Origin of the sequence: Luteimonas sp. S4-F44, assembly GCF_022637415.1 — a bacterium.
In the GTDB taxonomy this organism is placed as follows: Bacteria; Pseudomonadota; Gammaproteobacteria; order Xanthomonadales; family Xanthomonadaceae; genus Luteimonas.
Window position 1 is genome coordinate 768,616 of sequence record NZ_CP093340.1, and the last position, 16,746, is coordinate 785,361.

Genomic DNA, 16,746 nt, shown 5'->3' on the forward strand with positions numbered 1-16,746 from the left:
ACGGGCCCGAGTCGGGCTCACCCCAAGTCGCCGAAGCGCGCCTGCAGCGCGGCGATCGCGGCGATGCCGGCGGTCTCGGTGCGCAGGATCCGGGGGCCCAGGCGCAGCCCGTCGAAGCCGGCGGCGACGAGTGCGGCGCGGTCGTTGGCCGACCAGCCGCCCTCCGGGCCGATCGCGAGCACCAGGTCGCCAGCCGGGGCCGGCATCGTCGTCAGGCCCGCGGTCGCTTCGGGATCGAGCAGCCAGCGGCCGGTGTCGGGTGGCAGCGCGGCCAGCGCCGCCGCCAACGATTGCGGCGCGGCAACCTCGGGCACGCGCGCGCGCCAGCTCTGCTCGCACGCCGAGACCACGACGCTGCGCCAGTGCGCGTGCCGCTTGCCCGCGCGCTCGGCGTGGAGCCGGACCTCGCTGCGCTCGCTTGAGACCGGCACGACCGCGGCCACGCCCAGTTCGGTGGCTTTCTGCAGGATCCAGTCCATCTTCTCGCCGCGGGCAATGCCCTGCAGCAGCATGATGCGCAGTGGCGATTCGAGCGCGACCGGCGAGGCGGCGCCGATGCGCGCGGCTGCGCCGCGCTTGTCGGCCCGGGTCAGCACCGCCTGGTGGTCGCGCCCATCGCCGTTGAACAGCACGCAGCGCTCGCCTTCGCGCAGGCGCAACACGCGCACCAGGTGCGCGGTGGTGTCATCGGGCAGCGCGATCGTGTCGCCCTCGCGCAACGGCAGGTCGACGAAGGCCCGGATCACGCGCACGACGTCGCCACCTCGACGGCCTCGGCGGTGACCTGCGCGAGCAGTTGCAGTTGGGCATCGTCGATGCAGTAGGGCGGCATCCAGTAGAGGATGTCGCCCAGCGGGCGCAGCAGCACGCCGCGCTCGACTGCATGGCGGTAGGCGCGCAGGCCGATACGCAGCGCCGGATCGAACGGCGTCGCGCGGTCGCCGTCGCGCGTGAGTTCGAACGCGACGACCATGCCGGTCTGGCGGGTGTCGGCGACATGCCGGTGCGCGCCGATCTGCGCGGCCAGCGCGGCCATACGCGTGGCGGTGTCGCGGTTGCGCGCGAGCGTATCGTCGGCGGCGAAGATATCGAGCGAGGCCAGGGCCGCGGCGCAAGCCAGCGGATTGCCGGTGTAGCTGTGCGAGTGCAGGAAGGCGCGCTCGCGCGAGGCGTCCAGGAAGCCGTCGTACAGCGCCTGCGTCGTGAGCACCGTCGACAGCGGCAGAAACCCGCCGGTCAAGCCCTTCGACAGGCACAGCAGGTCGGGCTGGATGCCGGCGGGCGTGCCGGCGTTGCCGGGCGCCTGCTCGCAGGCGAACAGGGTGCCGGTGCGCCCGAAGCCGACCGCGATCTCGTCGGCGATCAGGAAGATGCCGTGCACGTCGCACAACTCGCGCACGCGCCGCAGGTACACCGGGTCGTGCATGCGCATGCCGCCCGCGCACTGGATCAGCGGCTCGAGGATCAGCGCGCAGATCTCGCCGGCGTGCGCGTCGAGCAGCCGCGCCAGCGCATCGGCCGCATCTTCGGCATGCCCGGCAGCGCTCTGGCCGTCGCGGGCCTCGAAGGCGTCGGGCGAGGGCGCGAACAGCGCCTCGCACAGCAGCGGGGCATAGACTCGGCGGTACAACGGGATGTCGCCGACCGCGAGCGCACCGAGGGTCTCGCCGTGATAGCCGTTGCTCAGCGCGACGAACTTGGTCCGGCGCGGCGCGTCGCCGCGGTTGGCGAACCACTGGAACGCCATCTTCAGCGCGACCTCGACGCCGGCCGAGCCGTTGTCGGCATAGAACACTTTCGACAACGGCGCCCGTCCGGGCTCGCGCGGGGCCAGCGCCAGCAGCCGTTCGGCCAGCTCGACCGCCGACGGATGGGTGCAGCCGGCCAGGATCACCTGCTCGAGCGTGCGCGCCTGGCGCGCGATCGCCTCGGCAATGCGCGGCTCGGCATGCCCGTGCAGGTTGGTCCACCAACTGCTGCCCGAGTCGAGGATGCGGCGGCCGCCGGCCTCGACCAGCCAGGCGCCCTCGCCGCGCACGATCGGCAGCAGCGGTTGCGTGTCGGGGTGCTCGCGCATCTGCGTGCACGGGTGCCAGACCGCGGCGAGGTCGCGGGTCCGCCAGTCGTTGCCGTCGGCTAGAATGGCCGGATCGTGGATCTGTCCTGTCATCCCACCATTATCGCCCCGCAGCGCCGATGCCGTGCAGGCCGGAGCGTGCGCGCGTGAGCCGACGGTTGCCGACGATCCACGGGATCACCGAGCACGACGCCGGCCCGTACCGGATGGAGCAGCTCGATCTGGAGTTCTCCAACGGCGAGCGCCGACGCTACGAGCGCCTACACGGGCGTGGCCATGGCGCGGTGATCGTCGTCCCGCTACTGGATGCGGAGACGGTGTTGCTGGTGCGCGAGTACGCCGCCGGCATGCATCGCTACGAATTGGGTCTGGTCAAGGGCCGGATCGATGCCGGCGAGACCCCGATCCAGGCCGCCGACCGCGAGCTCAAGGAAGAGGCCGGCTACGGCGCCCGTCGCCTCGACGCGTTGCGCAGCCTGAGCCTGGCGCCGACCTACATGAGCCACCAGGCCACACTGGTGCTCGCGCGCGACCTGTATCCCGAGCGGCTGCCCGGCGACGAGCCTGAAGAACTGGACGTGGTGCCGTGGAAGCTCGATGCGCTGCACGAACTGATCCTGCGCGAGGACTTCTCCGAAGGACGCTCGATCGCCGCGTTGTTCATCGTCCGCGACTGGCTGCGCCATTACGGTGGCTGACGGCCGCGCGCCGGTCGAGCCTGCGATCGTCGAAGGTGCGATTGCGATCGCGCACCGCGCGGCCGAGGCGATTCTCGCGGTCTACGCGCACGCTTTCGACGTCGTCGCCAAGGCTGACGACAGCCCGGTGACCGCGGCCGATCTCGCCGCGCATCATGTCATCGTCGACGGTTTGCACCGGCTCACGCCCGACATTCCGGTGTTGTCGGAGGAAGCGGCCGATGCAGTGCCGGCGTCCGAGCGCCGCGCCTGGCGGCGGATGTGGCTGGTCGACCCGCTCGACGGCACTCGCGATTTCGTCAAACGCAACGGAGAGTTCAGCGTCAACCTGGCACTGATCGACGATGGCGTCGCGATCCTGGGGGTGATCCAGGCCCCGGTCACCGGGGCGCTGTGGTACGGCATGCCGGGCATCGGGGCGTTTCGCCGCGACAGCGGCGGCGAGAACGCAATTCGTGCACGTCGGCTTGCAGGCGCGGCCGGCCCGCTGCGCGTCGCCGCCAGCCGCTCGCATCGCGATCCGAGGACCGCGGCGGTGCTGGCGCGGATCGGCGACATCGAGCCGCGCCCGCTCGGCTCGTCGCTGAAGTTCTGCCGGCTCGCCGAAGGCGCCCTCGACGTCTACCCGCGCTTCGGACCGACCAACGAGTGGGACACCGCTGCCGGGCAGGCGATCCTGGAGGCCGCCGGCGGTGTCGTGCTCGCCCCCGACGGCCGGCCTTTCCGCTACAACCAGCGCCAGACCCTGCTCAACGGAGACTTCATCGCCCTCGGCGACCCCGACCTCCCTTGGCGCACATGGCTCTGACCCCGGTTTTGCTTGTGAGGGACGTTCTTAATGGCTGAAAACGACGATGGGATGGCGCGGTTGCTGGCGGTGATGGCGCGGTTGCGCGATCCGCAGACCGGGTGTCCTTGGGACCTGCAGCAGGATTTCTCCACGATCGCGCCGTACACGATCGAGGAAGCCTACGAGGTCGCCGATGCGATCGACCGCGGCGACTTGCCGGGCCTGTGCGACGAGTTGGGCGACCTGTTGCTGCAAGTGGTCTTCCATGCGCGCATGGCGCAGGAGCAGGGGGCGTTCTCGTTCGACGACGTGGTCGCGGCGATCGTCGGCAAGCTGGTCCGGCGGCATCCGCATGTGTTCGCGCAGACGTCGGCCCCGGACGCGGGCGCGGTCGCGAACAACTGGGAGGCGATCAAGCGGGCCGAGCGCGCCGAGGCCGGTGAGACCGATCGTTCGGCGCTGGCGGGCATCGCGCGTGGTCTACCCGAATGGCAGCGCGCGACCAAGCTGCAGAACCGCGCCGCGCGGGTGGGCTTCGATTGGCCCGGGCCGCAGCCTGTGCTCGCCAAGCTGCAGGAGGAACTCGACGAAGTGCGCGCGGAGTTCGATGCGCTCGCCGCCGACCCTGACGATGCGTCCGCGCGCGACCGGCTGGAGGACGAGTTGGGCGATCTGCTGTTCGTCGCCGCCAATCTGGCGCGTCATGCAAAGATCGATGTCGGCAGCGCGCTGCGCCGCGCCAACCACAAGTTCGAACGACGATTCCGTGCGATGGAGACGCTGGCCGAGGCCGACGGCACCGCGTTCGCCGAACTGTCGCTTGCCGCGCAGGAGGCTTACTGGGCGCGGGTCAAGCGCAGTGAGGGCGGGTCTGACGCCGAAGGCCCGGGCTGACGCCTCCGCCAGCGCGTGGCCCAGCTTCGTGTCATGTCGCCCGGCCGCTACCCTAACGACGCATTGTCCCGTCCCCAACTGCCTTCCGGCCCATGAAGACTCTGCTGCTGTTCCTGCTCACCGCCGTGGCCGAGATCGTGGGCTGCTATCTGCCTTATCTGTGGCTGCGCAAGGCGGGCAGCGCCTGGCTGCTGTTGCCGGCTGCGCTGTCGCTGGCGCTGTTCGTCTGGCTGCTCAGCCTGCATCCGACCGCGTCGGGCCGCGTCTATGCGGCCTACGGCGGGGTCTATGTCGCGGTGGCCTTGGTCTGGCTGTGGCGGGTGGACGCGGTTGTGCCGACGCGCTGGGACCTGCTCGGTGCGGCGCTGTGCCTGGCCGGCATGGCGGTGATCATGCTCTCGCCGCGGCCAGCCTGAGCCGCGCACAGGCGGGAACGCCTGGCACCGGCAGCGTTGCGGGTGGGCTCACTCCAGGAAGATCAACCAGGCCGCAACGACGATCAGCGCAAAGCCGGCCCCGCCCTCGATTGCGTTCCGCCTGGTCATGACAATGACGCCGCGCGCGCGGCCGGGACTACTGAGGCGCCAGCAGCACCGCGTTTTGGGTCACTCCAGGAAGATCAACCAAGCAGCAACGACGATCAGCGCGAAGCCCGCCCAGTGGTTCCACTTCAACGGCTGCCCCAGGTACCACGTCGAGAACCCCGCGAACACCAGCAGGGTGATGACCTCCTGCATGCCCTTGAGCTGCGGCGCCGAGTAGACCGCCGCCCCGATCCGGTTGGCCGGCACCATCAGCGTGTACTCGAAGAACGCGATGCCCCAGCTGACCAGGATCACCGTCAGCAACGGCGCGCTGCGGTACTTGAGATGGCCGTACCAGGCGAAGGTCATGAAGAGGTTGGACCCCAGCAGCAGGAGCACGGGAAGGAAGCGTTCGAAGCCGGGCATGGCGATGGTTCGGGCGAGGGAGCGCGCAGCGTAGCGCAGGGCCTGGCGGTCCGGTGGAGCATTGCAATCTTCACGAACTGTGCACCCGACGCGTGAGATTTTCACAAAGATTAATCACCGCGCCAGCCACGGGAGCTAAGCAATGCGTGCAGGTCAGGAACCAGGGGGACTCGTTCTCATTGTCGAGGACAATCGCAACATTTCAGAGATGGTCGGCGAATATCTGGAAGGACGCGGTTTCGAAGTCGACTACGCGGCCGACGGCCTGGACGGGTACCGCCTGGCAACGGAGAACAGCTATGACGTGATCGTGCTCGACCTGATGCTGCCCCGGTTGGACGGCATCGAGGTCTGCAAGCGTCTGCGCGAGGATGCGCGCAAGTCGACCCCCGTGCTGATGCTCACCGCGCGCGACACGCTCGACGAGAAGCTGACTGGGTTGAGCTCGGGCGCCGACGACTACCTGACCAAACCGTTCGCGATCCAGGAGCTCGAGGCGCGGTTGCGTGCGCTGATCCGCCGCGAGCGTCGCCAGGTAGGCTCCGAAGTATTGAAGGTGGCCGACCTGGTGCTCGATCCGGCCAGCATGCGCGCGACCCGTGGCGGCACCGAACTCCAGCTTTCGCCGATCGGCATGAAGCTGCTGACGATCCTGATGCGCGAATCGCCGCGTGTGGTCAACCGCCAGGAGATCGAGCGCGAGATCTGGGGCAACAGCCTGCCCGACTCCGATACGCTGCGCAGCCACCTGTACAACCTGCGCAAGATCATCGACAAGCCCTACGACAAGCAGCTGCTGCACACCGTGCAGAGCGCCGGCTACCGGATCGCCGACATCGAACAATCGCCGGCCTGAGCCGGTACGGCAGGCGCTCGATCCGATGCCCCAGGGGCTCCCCAACCGTATCCGCGATGCGTTCACGTTCCAGGCGGTCATCGCTGGTATGACGCTGATCGTATGCATCCTGGCCGCGGCGCTGGTCGGCCGTGAGGTCGCGGCGCGCCATTGGCTGCGCGCCGAGGCCGAGGCCTACTGGCGTGCACGCACGACGGACGCGGCCTATCCACCGCCGTTCGGCGCCAACATGCAGGGCTACTTCGTCCCCAGTGGTGGTGGTGCCTGGGACAGCATCGTCAGCGGCGACCGGGCGGTCGCCAGTCTGATCTGGTTCAAGGATGCGCCCGAGGGCTTCTCGCAGCGCCGCGACATCAGTGGCGTGCTGCTGGTGGACCGGCGCGAGGCCGGCACGCTATATCTGGCGGTGTCGATGGGTCTGTTCGACCGCATGCTGGCCCTGGCCGCGGGCGGGCTGATCGTATTGACGGTCGGCACGATCTTCATCGTGTCGTGGCTGACCTACCGCACGTCCAAGCGGATGGTGCTGCCGATCCACCAACTCGCCGTCGAGGTCGGCCGCTGGAACCCCGCCGGCGACGAGGATGGGATGCCGCCGCCGCTGGAGTCGCGCGAGGGCGGCGGCCGCGAGGCGCAGGCACTGTCGAGCGCGCTGCACGGACTGGGCGAGCGCATCGCCTCGTTCGTGCGCCGCGAGCGCGAATTCACCCGCGATGCCAGCCACGAGCTGCGCACCCCGCTCACGGTGATCCGCGTCGCCAGCGATATGATCGCCGCCGATCCGTCGACGCCTCCCCATCAGCAGCGTCCGCTGCTGCGCATCCGCCGCGCCAGCCAGGACATGGAAGCGGTCATCGACGCCCTGCTGGTGCTCGCGCGCGAGCGCGGGGTGATGCCGCAAAGCGAAGTGTTCGAGGTCGCAGCGGTCGTCGACGAAGAGGTCGAGAAGGTCCGGCCGATGTTCGATGCCAAGCACCTGGGATTGCGGGTCGACCTGCAGGCCAGCCCGCGACTGGAGGCGCCGCCACGCGTGCTCGGGGTGATGCTCGGTCATCTGCTGCGCAATGCCTGGGCGTTCACCGAGAAAGGCGAAGTCGTCGTGGTGGTGGCCGAGGATCGCATCGTCGTGCGCGATACCGGCATCGGCATGACGCACGAGGTGCTGCAGCGGGTCCACGAACCGTTCTACCGGGTCGATCCGTTCGGCCAGGCCGGCAAGGGCATCGGCCTGTCCATCGTGCGCCGGCTGGGCACCCGCTTCGGCTGGCCGGTGAGCCTGGACAGCACGCCCGGCGAGGGCACCACGGTGACGATCAAGTTGACGCGCCCGGCTGGCTGAGCCTGCGTCCACTGGACCTGCACGCGGCATGATAATGAGTGCGCACACCGGTCAACTGCGGCCGGCCTGATGCGTTACCCCGTCATACCGCCCATCGAAGATGCCTGCATGTCGAGCCGTGCCAAGCCCAAGTCCGTGTCCCGTCGCCGTGGTCCGGCGCGCATTGTGCCCATCGTCGTGGGAATCGCCGTCGTCGCCGCGGGGCTGTGGTGGTGGACCGGGCGCAGCAGCGAGGGCGCCGAGTCGGCCTACCGCACCACGCTGGTCGAACGCGGCGACATCCGCGTCGCGATCTCGGCGACCGGCACCCTCAGCGCGACCTCGACGGTGACCGTCGGCAGCCAGATCTCCGGGCAGATCACCGACGTGCTGGTCGATTTCAACGACAAGGTCGTCAAGGACCAGATCATCGCGCGCATCGATCCGAGCAGCTACCAGGCGCAGATCGAGCAGGGCAGCGCGCAGATCGCTTCGGCGCGGGCGTCGTTGGCGCAGGCGCAGGCGACCCTGGAGAACGCCGAGCTCGACTATCGCCGCAAGGCCGACCTGGGCACCCAGCGGCTGGTCGCGCAGAGCGACGTCGACCTGGCCAAGGCCGCGCTCGACCAGGCACGCGCCCAGGTCGCCTCGATGCAGGCGCAGATCCGCCAGCAGACCGCGGCGACGCAGACCACGCGGGTCAACCTGGACCGCACAGTGATCCGCTCCCCGGTGGACGGGGTGGTGCTGCTGCGCTCGATCGAGCCCGGGCAGACGGTGGCCGCGAGCATGACGGCGCCCGAGCTGTTCCAGATCGCCGAGGACCTGGCGAAGATGCGCATCGAGCTGTCGGTCGACGAATCGGACATCGGCCAGGTGCGCGCCGGGCAGACGGTCAACTTCACCGCCGACGCTTTCCCCGATCGCCAGTTCCGCGGCGTGGTCGAGCAGGTCCGGCTGTCGGCGACGACCACCAACAACGTGGTCACCTATCCAGTGGTGGTGACCGTCGACAACAGCGACGGCACGCTGCTGCCGGGACTGACGGTCAATGCCGAGATCGAAGTCAGCAACCGCCGTAACGTGCTCAAGGTGGCCAGCGCCGCGACACGCTACAAGCCGGCCGATGCGGCGCAGATCGCGATGGCGGCGCCCTCGGGCGCCCCCGGCGGCGGGCTGGCGGCGGACCTCGAGGCCGCAGCCGCAGATCTCGAGTTGACTGCATCGCAGCGGGCTGCGTTCGACGCGGCGCTGACCGCCATGCGCGCGCGCCAGCAGGACCGCCAGCAGGCCGGGGCGCAACGCGCACCCGCGGGCGGGCGTGGTCCGGCGGCAGGCGGCCCCGGCGGCGGACCGGGTGGCGGGGCGCGCGCGCTCGATCCCCGCCTGCAGGCGCAGATCCGCCAGCGCATGACCGAGCGGGTCCAGCAGGAGTTCGCCGGCTTCACCGCGCAGCTCGACGACACCCAGCGCGCGCAATGGCAGCGCACGCTGGCTTCGCTCGTGGGCGCGACGCGGACCACCCTCTATCGCCTGGTCGACGGGCAGCGCGAGGCGGTGCCGGTGCGCATCGGCGCCAGCGATGGCAGCAGCGTCGAGATCTCCGGTCCGTTGGCCGAGGGCGATGCGATCGTCATCGGCGAACGCGCGCCGCGATGAGGACGTCCGCTCCGGTGCCTGCGGCGGCGCCCGTCATCGAGACCCGCGCGCTCAAGAAGATCTACGCCGAAGGCAGCGAGGCGGAGGTCGTGGCCTTGCGCGGGGTCGACCTGCTCATCCGGCGCGGCGAGTTCGTTGCGATCATGGGGCCGTCGGGGTCGGGCAAGTCGACGTTGATGAATCTCATCGGCTGCCTCGACACGCCCAGCGACGGCGTCTATCTGTGCGATGGCGTCGATGTCGCGACGCTCGACCGCGAAGCGTTGGCGGCCCTGCGCCGCGACACGATCGGGTTCGTGTTCCAGGGCTTCAATCTGTTGCCGCGGATGAGCGCGCTCGACAACGTGGCGATGCCGCTGGGCTATGCGCGCGTGCCGCCGGCCGACCGGCGGGCGCGGGCGCAGGCCGCACTCGAGGCGGTCGGGCTGGGCGCGCGGACTGCGCATCGGCCCAGCGAGTTGTCCGGCGGCCAGCAGCAGCGCGTCGCGATCGCGCGTGCGCTGATCAACCGGCCTCCAGTGCTGCTCGCCGACGAGCCGACCGGCGCGCTCGACACCCGCACCGGCGAAGAGATCCTCGCGCTGTTCAAGCAACTGCGCGATGACGGCCATACCGTGGTGCTGATCACGCACGACCCCGAGGTCGCCGCGCATGCCGACCGCACCTATGTGATGCGCGATGGCGAGCTGCATGAAGAGCCGCGTTTCGGGGGAGCGGACGCCGATCCTGATGCCGGACCCTCGAGCCAGCGGCCGGGGGTGGGGCCATGAACTTCCTCGACGTCCTGCGCACGGCGATCTTCGCGCTGCGCGGCAACTGGATGCGCAGCGCGCTGACGTCGCTGGGCGTGATCATCGGCATCGCCGCGGTCATCGTCATGGTGTCGGTAGGGCAGGGCACCCAGGCCGAGATCGATCGCCAACTGTCGGGCCTGGGCGCGCAGAAGCTCGACATCGGCCCGAGCGCCGGCCGCTCGCCGGGCGGCGCGCGCATGAGCGCGTCGAGCTTCTTCACCCTCAACGAGGGCGACATCGACGCGATCCGCCAGGAGATCCCGGAGGTGCAGTACATCTCCGGTTCGCTGCGCGGCAGCAGCCAGGTGGTCTACGCCGAACGCAACTGGAACAGCAGCTGGCGCGGCGTCCAGCCCGATTTCCTGGAGATCAATGGCTGGACGATCGCCAATGGCAGCGGCTTCGAGCCCCAGCACTTCACCGGCGCCGAGCGCGTGGTCCTGCTCGGCGAGACCGTGCGCCGGGAACTGTTCGGCGAGGCCACCGGCGTCGGCGAGCAGGTGCGCATCGGCCGGACGATCTTCACGGTGCTCGGCACCCTCGACAGCAAGGGATTGAGCGGCTTCGGCAGCGACCAGGACGAGATCCTGATCGTGCCGCTGGACACCGCGCGCCGGCGCCTGATGGGCGCGATGGGGCTGCCGGCCGGCGCGGTCATGGATGTCTCGCTGACCGTCGCCGATGCCGGCGATCTGGGCTATGTGCAGAACGAGGTGGAGTCACTGCTGCGCCAGCGCCACCGGATCGGCCCCGGCGAGCCGGACGACTTCCAGGTGCGCAACGTCTCGCAGCTGGTCGCCACCCGCAACCAGACCACGAGGCAGATGTCGTGGCTGCTCGGCGCGGTCGCGACGATCTCGCTGATCGTCGGCGGCATCGGCATCATGAACATCATGCTGGTCTCGGTGACCGAGCGGATCCGCGAGATCGGCCTGCGCATGGCGGTCGGCGCCGGGCCTTCGGACATCCGCCGCCAGTTCCTGGCCGAAGCGATGCTGCTGTCGCTGGGCGGCGGGGTGCTGGGCATCGCGCTGGGCGTGATCGGCGCGTTGCTGGTGGGGCACTACAACAGCGAGTTGCCGATCCAGCTCAACGGCAACGTGGTCGCGCTGGCGGCCGGGTTCTCGGTCGCGACCGGCCTGTTCTTCGGCTACTACCCGGCGCGCAAGGCCTCCGAGCTCGATCCGATCGAGGCGCTGCGTCAGCAGTGAGTCGCGGCGCGGTTGGGGCGTGGCGGCATGACGGGCACCGTGCCAGGGGGCGCGTGTCGGCGTAGCCGCCAACGTGCCGTCACCGTTGCTGTGCGAGACGCCGCTGCGCCTGTCCGATGCGCTGCAACGCGGCGCGTGGCGCCGTGCCCGGTGCAGACAGCCGGCGCGGTCATGAATACGACCTGCGTTCCGCATAGGGTCGGTCCCAGATTGAGCGCGCCGGCGAGGTCCGCGACAGTGCACGCGTCCGCCCCGATTTGAGTGGGGCCCGCCAACTGTTCTTCCGGAGGTAGCGAGATGACCGCGATCGGCAGCACTTCATCCCATTCCATTGGCTGGGGCGATACCCTCAGCGCGCTGGCCGTCCGCTACGGCACGTCGGTGGACGCGCTGATGTCGGCCAACCGCCAGATCACCGATCCGAACAAGATCTACGCCGGCGACACGCTGCATATTCCCGGCGCGAACGACGGTGGGATGGGCACGCAGGGGACCGGCGGCGTCGGTGGCGCGGGCGCGGTCAGCGATACCGATGCGATCGATCCGCGCAATCCGGCCGCGATCGCCGAGCAGTTCATTGGCCGCAACGCAGGCGAACTCAAGTACAGCAACGAGCTCCCGATGGAGTCGTGGGTGCCCGACAATGTCAACTGCGCGAACTTCGTCTCGGCAGTGCTGCAGAAGGCCGGGGTCATCGATGCCAGCCAGGCCAGCGCCGCGGTCGACCAGTTGGCCAGCAACCTCAAAGGTGACGGCTGGAAAACCGTGTCGCTGGCCGATGCCAAGCCCGGCGATGTGGTGCTGATGCAGAAGAACGGCCAGTCGCATGTGGTGCTGTTCGCCGGCTTCGAGGGCGGCAAGCCGAAGTTCATTGGCTCCAACAACATCAATGCTGACGGCTCCCAGCAGATCAGCTGGGGCGGCGCGTCGGGCGACTACGAGATCATTACCCCGCCGCGCTGATGCGCAATTCCGAACGCACCGAGGCCGGCATTCGCCGGCCTCGGTGTATGTGCGTCGTTCGTGCAAGCGCCCGAGCATTGCGTCGCGTGCGCATCCACCGGGGCTAGAACCCGAACAGCTGGCGTGGCGCCGCGTACGTCTGCGGCCACGTCAGCCAGGCCACATCCGACGGCCCGATCGCGTGGTCGAGCACCGTCCAGCGAGTCGCGGCGGTGGTCCCTTCCCTCGATGCGTCGTCGTCGGTCGGTGCATCCGACCGCGCGTCGCCGGTAGCGTCTGCGGGCGGCTGCGTGCGCAGCAGCGCCACGTAGACATCGGACATGCCACCTACTGCGGCGCGTTCAGCATAGGGTGTGCCGTCATAGTCAGGGCGGCCGCCACCGGGTGCGCGCAGCGTGCCCTGCAGGAACGCCCAGTTGCCCAGTCGGTCCAGGCGCTCGATGTCGAGCACGACCCGGTCGCCGAGCGCGTCCCGCAGCGGCGCGGTGGCAGCATCGAGCAAGGCCTCGTAGCCCGGAGCACCTGGGCGCTGCGGGACGACGGTCGATTGGGCGAAGGCATGTGGCATGGGAGCTCCCAGGGTCAGCGCGGCCAGCAGGCCGGCGGCGAGGCGGAGGCGCATGGTCGTGCTCCGGGGCGGATCGGTGCAGTTTCGCCGAGTGCGTATTCGGACCGGGTGAACGCCGGGTATCAGCGGACCAGGTAGGGCCCAATGATCTCGCGCCACAGCGCATAGCCGGCGGCGTTCATGTGCAGGCGATCTTCGATGAACAACTCCTCGCGCGGCACGCCGTTCGCATCCAGCATCGGGGTGAAGACGTCGATATAGGCGACATTGCGCTGAGTCGCGGCCCAGGCGCGCAGTGCGTCGTTGGCCTCGCGCTGGACGCCCAGCAGGTTCGCGCGCAATGGGCTGGGCTTGATGCCGAGCAGCGCGATCTGGGTGCCGGGCAGTTCGGCGTGGACGCGCCGGACGAAGACCTGCGTGTCGGCCAGCACCTGCTGTGCAGATCGGCCGTCGGCGGTGTCGTTGTCGCCGGCGTAGAGCACGATCTGGCGCGGACGGTAGCGCAGCGCGATCTCGTCGGCGTACCACACCGAATCGCGCACCTGCGAGCCGCCGAAACCGCGGTTAAGCACCGGAACGTCGGGGAAGTCCGTCGCCAGCGTGTCCCAGAAGCGCACTGACGAGCTGCCGGTGAACACCACTGGCCGCTCCGGCGGCGGCGTCGCGGCGTCCTGGGCGGCAAACCGGGCCATGTCGGCCGCCCACTCGGGCGACGACACCGGGTCGAGGCCGGCGGTGAAATTGCGCGAACTGGCGCAGGCGGCCAACAGCAGAGCGGCGAGCGAGAGGGCGGCGACGGCGCGGACACGGGCGAAAAGCAGAGCATGCATCGGAGACAGGACCGGGTTCGAACGAGCTGCAAGTCAAACAGCCCCTGTCGCGCGATGCAAACCACGGCCGGCCCGAGGCCCGGGATGTGGCAGAATCGCCCGGTCGCGACTGTCCCTCCCGATCCGGTCTGCCATGCTTTCGACCCACCCGCGGCCCGTGTTCCGCGTCCTGCCGGTGCGCATCCGGCGTTCGGCGACGGCTCGCCAGGCTCAGGCGTGAGCGATGGCCGACGAGACCGGACACTGGCCGCGCGGGCCGGCACGCATGCTCAAAGCCACGGTGTGGTCGTGCCAGGGACTGCGTGCTGCCTGGATGCACGAGTCCTCGTTCCGGCTCGAGGTCTGCCTGCTGGCGGTGCTCGCGCCGCTGGCCTTGTGGCTGGGCGCAAGCGGCGTGGAGCGGGCGCTGCTGCTCGGCAGCTGCCTGCTGGTGCTGGCAGTGGAGTTGTTGAACTCGGCGATCGAGGCGGTGATCGAGCGCTACGGCGCCGAGCACCACGCGCTCGCCGGACGGGCCAAGGACATGGGATCGGCCGCAGTGTTCGTGACGATGATCAATGTGGTGGCGGTATGGACGCTGATCCTGCTGCCGCGCTGGCTGTAGACGCCGCCGCGAGCCCCGCGGTGGCTGGACCCCAAACGAGGATGCCCTCCCCATGATGGAACTGCTGACCGACCCCCAGGTCTGGATCCTGCTGATCACGCTCAGTGCGATCGAGATCGTGCTCGGCATCGACAACCTGGTCTTCATCTCGATCGCTGTCGGCAAGCTGCCCGTCGAGAAGCGCGAATTCGCGCGCAAGTTCGGTATCGCCGTCGCCTGCGTCACGCGTATCGGCCTGCTGCTGACGCTGGCCTGGCTGGCGCGGCTGACCGATCCGCTGTTCGAGCTGTTCGGCCGTGGCATCTCGGTGCGCGACCTGATCCTGATCCTCGGCGGCCTGTTCCTGATCGGGAAGGGCGCGATGGAGATCCGCGAGCAGCTCAAGGGCGAGGATCCCGAAGCCCACGGCAGCGTGGGCAAGGCGACGGCGTCGTTCGGTGCGGTGATTGCCCAGATCGCGGTCATCGACATCGTGTTCTCGCTCGACTCGGTGATCGCCGCGGTCGGCATGGCGGGCGAGTACGTGCCGGTGATGGTCTGCGCGATCCTGCTGGCGGTGACGGTGATGCTGTTGGCAGCGCAGCCGCTGGGCAAGTTCATCGACGCCAACCCGACGGTGAAGATGCTGGCGCTGGCCTTCATCGTGCTGATCGGTGTCTACCTGCTGCTCGACGGGTTCGGCCTGCATATCCCCAAGGGCTACATCTACGGCTCGATGGGCTTCTCGGCGTTCGTTGAGATGCTCAATCTGTGGGCCAAGCGCAACGCGATGCGCAATCGCGGCGAGATGACCCCGCCGGTCGACGCGCCCACGCATCCGCTGCCGCGCTGATCCGATGATCATCCTTCACCAGATCGATCCGATCGCGCTGCAACTGCCGCAGATCGGCCCGTTCCATCCGTCGATCCACTGGTACGGCGTCATGTACCTGCTGGGCTTCGGCATGGCCTGGTGGCTGGGGCGGCTGCGCATCCGTGCTGGCCGCCTGCCCGGCGTCGATGTCGAGCGTTTCGGTGACTTGCTGTTCAACGGCATCCTCGGCGTGATCCTCGGTGGCCGCATCGGCTACGTGCTGTTTTACACGCCGGGCGAGTTGATGGCCGACCCGTTGATGCTGTTCAAGGTCTGGGACGGCGGCATGAGCTTCCACGGCGGCCTGATCGGCGTGCTGGTGGCGGCCTGGTGGTGGGCGCGGCGCCAGCGCCTGCACTTCTTCGACGTGATGGACTTCGTGGCGCCGCTGGTGCCGCCGGGCCTGGGCTTCGGCCGGCTGGGCAATTACATCGGCGCCGAGCTGTGGGGCAAGTACACCCAGGCCGGCTGGGGCGTGGTGTTCCCGACCGATCCGGCGTTCGCCGGCTGGTCGGCTGAACGCCTGCAGGCCGAGTTTGCGACCGGTGCTTTGGATCAATTCGCGCGGCACCCTTCGCAGCTTTATCAGGCGGGCCTGGAGGGGCTGGCGATGTTCGTCATCCTGTGGCTCTTTTCGCGCAAGCCGCGTGCGCGCTATGCGGTCTCGGGGATGTTCGCGCTGCTCTATGGCGTGTTCCGGATCCTGGTCGAGTTTGTGCGCGTGCCCGATGCGAACATCGGCTATTTGGCATTCGGCTGGGTCACCCAGGGACAACTGCTGTCGTTGCCGCTGGTGGCGCTGGGCCTGTTCCTGTTGTGGCGTTCGCGCAGCGCGCCGGTGTTGCAGCCGGCCGTGCCGGCGCAGGCGGGCTGAGCATGCGCCAGTATCTGGATCTGCTGCGCCATGTGCTCGAGCACGGCAGCGACAAGGCCGACCGCACCGGCACCGGCACGCGCAGCGTGTTCGGCTGGCAGATGCGCTTCGATCTGGCCGAGGGCTTTCCGCTGGTCACGACCAAGAAGTTGCACCTGCGCTCGATCGTCCATGAACTGCTGTGGTTCCTGAAAGGCGAGACCAACATCGGGTATCTCAAGGCCCACAAGGTCGGCATTTGGGACGAATGGGCCGATGCCGACGGCGAGCTGGGGCCGGTCTATGGCAAGCAGTGGCGGCGCTGGACCGGCAGCGACGGTCGCGAGATCGACCAGATCCGCTGGGTCGTCGAGGAGATCGCGCGCAACCCGGATTCGCGCCGGCTGATCGTCAGCGCCTGGAACGTCGCCGACCTGCCGCAGATGGCGCTGATGCCCTGCCACACGATGTTCCAGTTCTACGTCGTCGACGGCCGCCTTAGCTGCCAGCTCTACCAGCGCAGCGGCGATATCTTCCTTGGCGTGCCGTTCAACATCGCCAGCTATGCGCTGCTCACGCACATGGTCGCGCAGGCGACCGGCCTGGGCGTGGGCGATTTCGTGCACACGCTCGGCGACGCGCACCTGTACGCGAACCATTTCGAGCAGGCCCGCGAGCAACTCACGCGCACACCGCGCCCGCTGCCGCGGCTGCGCTTGAATCCGGCGGTGACCGACCTGTTCGCGTTCGGCTACGACGACATCGCCTTCGACGGCTACGACCCGTGGCCGGCGATCAAGGCGCCGGTCGCGGTATGACGGAACGGCA

At 69.1% G+C, this 16,746-nt stretch carries 19 protein-coding genes; 14 read left to right on the plus strand and 5 right to left on the minus strand.

Going from position 1 to position 16,746, the window contains the following annotated elements:
- Positions 1–17: 17 nt before the first annotated feature.
- Positions 18–752: a 16S rRNA (uracil(1498)-N(3))-methyltransferase gene (locus tag MNO14_RS03405; RefSeq protein WP_241945389.1), complete on the minus strand. Its 735-nt coding sequence runs from the start codon at positions 750–752 to the stop codon at positions 18–20.
- Positions 743–2,170 (minus strand): adenosylmethionine--8-amino-7-oxononanoate transaminase, encoded by a 1,428-nt coding sequence (gene bioA, locus MNO14_RS03410; RefSeq protein WP_241945390.1) that lies wholly within the window; start codon positions 2,168–2,170, stop codon positions 743–745. Before bioA ends, MNO14_RS03405 begins: the two co-directional genes overlap by 10 nt.
- 26 nt (positions 2,171–2,196) lie before the next feature.
- On the opposite strand from bioA, the gene nudE reads away from it, so the two are divergent.
- The 4 genes from nudE (at position 2,197) to MNO14_RS03430 (ending at position 4,875) form a co-directional block, all read left to right on the plus strand.
- Positions 2,197–2,775 carry an ADP compounds hydrolase NudE gene (gene nudE, locus MNO14_RS03415; RefSeq protein WP_241945391.1) on the plus strand — a complete coding sequence of 193 codons (579 nt, stop codon included), beginning with the start codon at positions 2,197–2,199 and terminating at the stop codon, positions 2,773–2,775.
- Entirely contained in the window at positions 2,768–3,583 is an 816-nt protein-coding gene (gene cysQ, locus MNO14_RS03420; RefSeq protein WP_241945392.1) for a 3'(2'),5'-bisphosphate nucleotidase CysQ, read from the plus strand. The genes nudE and cysQ overlap by 8 nt, the downstream gene beginning before the upstream one ends.
- A gap of 30 nt (positions 3,584–3,613) precedes the next feature.
- Entirely contained in the window at positions 3,614–4,459 is an 846-nt protein-coding gene (gene mazG, locus MNO14_RS03425; RefSeq protein ID WP_241945393.1) for a nucleoside triphosphate pyrophosphohydrolase, read from the plus strand.
- 92 nt (positions 4,460–4,551) lie between these two features.
- Positions 4,552–4,875: a YnfA family protein gene (locus MNO14_RS03430; RefSeq protein ID WP_241945394.1), complete on the plus strand. Its 324-nt coding sequence runs from the start codon at positions 4,552–4,554 to the stop codon at positions 4,873–4,875.
- Between the two features lie 189 nt (positions 4,876–5,064).
- Here MNO14_RS03430 and MNO14_RS03435 read toward each other — a convergent pair whose 3' ends face one another.
- Positions 5,065–5,409 (minus strand): DMT family protein, encoded by a 345-nt coding sequence (locus MNO14_RS03435; protein ID WP_241945395.1) that lies wholly within the window; start codon positions 5,407–5,409, stop codon positions 5,065–5,067.
- 142 nt (positions 5,410–5,551) lie between these two features.
- Here MNO14_RS03435 and MNO14_RS03440 point away from each other — a divergent pair, with 142 nt between their 5' ends.
- The 6 genes from MNO14_RS03440 to MNO14_RS03465 all read left to right on the plus strand — a co-directional run bounded on the left by MNO14_RS03440 (position 5,552) and on the right by MNO14_RS03465 (position 12,210).
- The gene (locus tag MNO14_RS03440; protein WP_047137337.1) at positions 5,552–6,265 is read left to right on the plus strand and encodes a response regulator transcription factor; all 714 of its coding nucleotides are present in this window, start codon (positions 5,552–5,554) and stop codon (positions 6,263–6,265) included.
- Between the two features lie 25 nt (positions 6,266–6,290).
- On the plus strand, positions 6,291–7,604 hold the full coding sequence (locus tag MNO14_RS03445; protein ID WP_241945396.1) for a HAMP domain-containing sensor histidine kinase: 1,314 nt from the start codon (positions 6,291–6,293) through the stop codon (positions 7,602–7,604).
- 135 nt (positions 7,605–7,739) lie between these two features.
- Entirely contained in the window at positions 7,740–9,242 is a 1,503-nt protein-coding gene (locus MNO14_RS03450; protein WP_241945397.1) for an efflux RND transporter periplasmic adaptor subunit, read from the plus strand.
- Complete coding sequence (locus tag MNO14_RS03455; RefSeq protein WP_241945398.1) at positions 9,239–10,012, plus strand: ABC transporter ATP-binding protein; 774 nt, start codon at positions 9,239–9,241, stop codon at positions 10,010–10,012. The genes MNO14_RS03450 and MNO14_RS03455 overlap by 4 nt, the downstream gene beginning before the upstream one ends.
- A complete protein-coding gene (locus MNO14_RS03460; RefSeq protein ID WP_241945399.1) occupies positions 10,009–11,247 on the plus strand; it encodes an ABC transporter permease in 1,239 nt (412 codons plus the stop codon). The genes MNO14_RS03455 and MNO14_RS03460 overlap by 4 nt, the downstream gene beginning before the upstream one ends.
- Positions 11,248–11,544: 297 nt before the next feature.
- The gene (locus MNO14_RS03465) at positions 11,545–12,210 is read left to right on the plus strand and encodes a LysM peptidoglycan-binding domain-containing protein (RefSeq protein ID WP_241945400.1); all 666 of its coding nucleotides are present in this window, start codon (positions 11,545–11,547) and stop codon (positions 12,208–12,210) included.
- A gap of 103 nt (positions 12,211–12,313) precedes the next feature.
- Here MNO14_RS03465 and MNO14_RS03470 read toward each other — a convergent pair whose 3' ends face one another.
- Both MNO14_RS03470 and MNO14_RS03475 read right to left on the minus strand, forming a co-directional pair.
- Positions 12,314–12,832, minus strand: a complete 519-nt coding sequence (locus MNO14_RS03470) for a hypothetical protein (protein ID WP_241945401.1) — start codon at positions 12,830–12,832, stop codon at positions 12,314–12,316.
- A gap of 68 nt (positions 12,833–12,900) precedes the next feature.
- Positions 12,901–13,608, minus strand: a complete 708-nt coding sequence (locus MNO14_RS03475; RefSeq protein ID WP_241945402.1) for an SGNH/GDSL hydrolase family protein — start codon at positions 13,606–13,608, stop codon at positions 12,901–12,903.
- A gap of 223 nt (positions 13,609–13,831) precedes the next feature.
- On the opposite strand from MNO14_RS03475, the gene MNO14_RS03480 reads away from it, so the two are divergent.
- The 4 genes from MNO14_RS03480 to MNO14_RS03495 are packed head-to-tail and all read left to right on the plus strand — an operon-like array spanning position 13,832 to position 16,736.
- Entirely contained in the window at positions 13,832–14,212 is a 381-nt protein-coding gene (locus tag MNO14_RS03480; protein ID WP_241945403.1) for a diacylglycerol kinase, read from the plus strand.
- Positions 14,213–14,264: 52 nt separating this feature from the next.
- Positions 14,265–15,044, plus strand: coding sequence for a TerC family protein (locus MNO14_RS03485; RefSeq protein WP_241945404.1), 780 nt, complete (start codon positions 14,265–14,267; stop codon positions 15,042–15,044).
- A gap of 4 nt (positions 15,045–15,048) precedes the next feature.
- A complete protein-coding gene (lgt, locus tag MNO14_RS03490; RefSeq protein ID WP_241945405.1) occupies positions 15,049–15,939 on the plus strand; it encodes a prolipoprotein diacylglyceryl transferase in 891 nt (296 codons plus the stop codon).
- A gap of 2 nt (positions 15,940–15,941) precedes the next feature.
- Positions 15,942–16,736, plus strand: a complete 795-nt coding sequence (locus tag MNO14_RS03495) for a thymidylate synthase (RefSeq protein ID WP_241945406.1) — start codon at positions 15,942–15,944, stop codon at positions 16,734–16,736.
- Positions 16,737–16,746 lie beyond the last annotated feature (10 nt).

Coding starts and splice junctions, on each gene's coding strand:
- MNO14_RS03475 (WP_241945402.1), bottom strand. CDS start 13,608: ATGCATGCTCTGCTTTTCGCCCGTGTCCGCGCCGTCGCCGCCCTCTCG.
- MNO14_RS03435 (WP_241945395.1), bottom strand. CDS start 5,409: ATGCCCGGCTTCGAACGCTTCCTTCCCGTGCTCCTGCTGCTGGGGTCC.
- MNO14_RS03465 (WP_241945400.1), top strand. CDS start 11,545: ATGACCGCGATCGGCAGCACTTCATCCCATTCCATTGGCTGGGGCGAT.
- MNO14_RS03480 (WP_241945403.1), top strand. CDS start 13,832: ATGGCCGACGAGACCGGACACTGGCCGCGCGGGCCGGCACGCATGCTC.
- MNO14_RS03470 (WP_241945401.1), bottom strand. CDS start 12,832: ATGCGCCTCCGCCTCGCCGCCGGCCTGCTGGCCGCGCTGACCCTGGGA.
- MNO14_RS03485 (WP_241945404.1), top strand. CDS start 14,265: ATGATGGAACTGCTGACCGACCCCCAGGTCTGGATCCTGCTGATCACG.
- MNO14_RS03445 (WP_241945396.1), top strand. CDS start 6,291: ATGCCCCAGGGGCTCCCCAACCGTATCCGCGATGCGTTCACGTTCCAG.
- nudE (WP_241945391.1), top strand. CDS start 2,197: ATGCCGTGCAGGCCGGAGCGTGCGCGCGTGAGCCGACGGTTGCCGACG.
- MNO14_RS03495 (WP_241945406.1), top strand. CDS start 15,942: ATGCGCCAGTATCTGGATCTGCTGCGCCATGTGCTCGAGCACGGCAGC.
- MNO14_RS03460 (WP_241945399.1), top strand. CDS start 10,009: ATGAACTTCCTCGACGTCCTGCGCACGGCGATCTTCGCGCTGCGCGGC.
- MNO14_RS03455 (WP_241945398.1), top strand. CDS start 9,239: ATGAGGACGTCCGCTCCGGTGCCTGCGGCGGCGCCCGTCATCGAGACC.
- bioA (WP_241945390.1), bottom strand. CDS start 2,170: ATGACAGGACAGATCCACGATCCGGCCATTCTAGCCGACGGCAACGAC.
- mazG (WP_241945393.1), top strand. CDS start 3,614: ATGGCTGAAAACGACGATGGGATGGCGCGGTTGCTGGCGGTGATGGCG.
- MNO14_RS03430 (WP_241945394.1), top strand. CDS start 4,552: ATGAAGACTCTGCTGCTGTTCCTGCTCACCGCCGTGGCCGAGATCGTG.
- lgt (WP_241945405.1), top strand. CDS start 15,049: ATGATCATCCTTCACCAGATCGATCCGATCGCGCTGCAACTGCCGCAG.
- MNO14_RS03440 (WP_047137337.1), top strand. CDS start 5,552: ATGCGTGCAGGTCAGGAACCAGGGGGACTCGTTCTCATTGTCGAGGAC.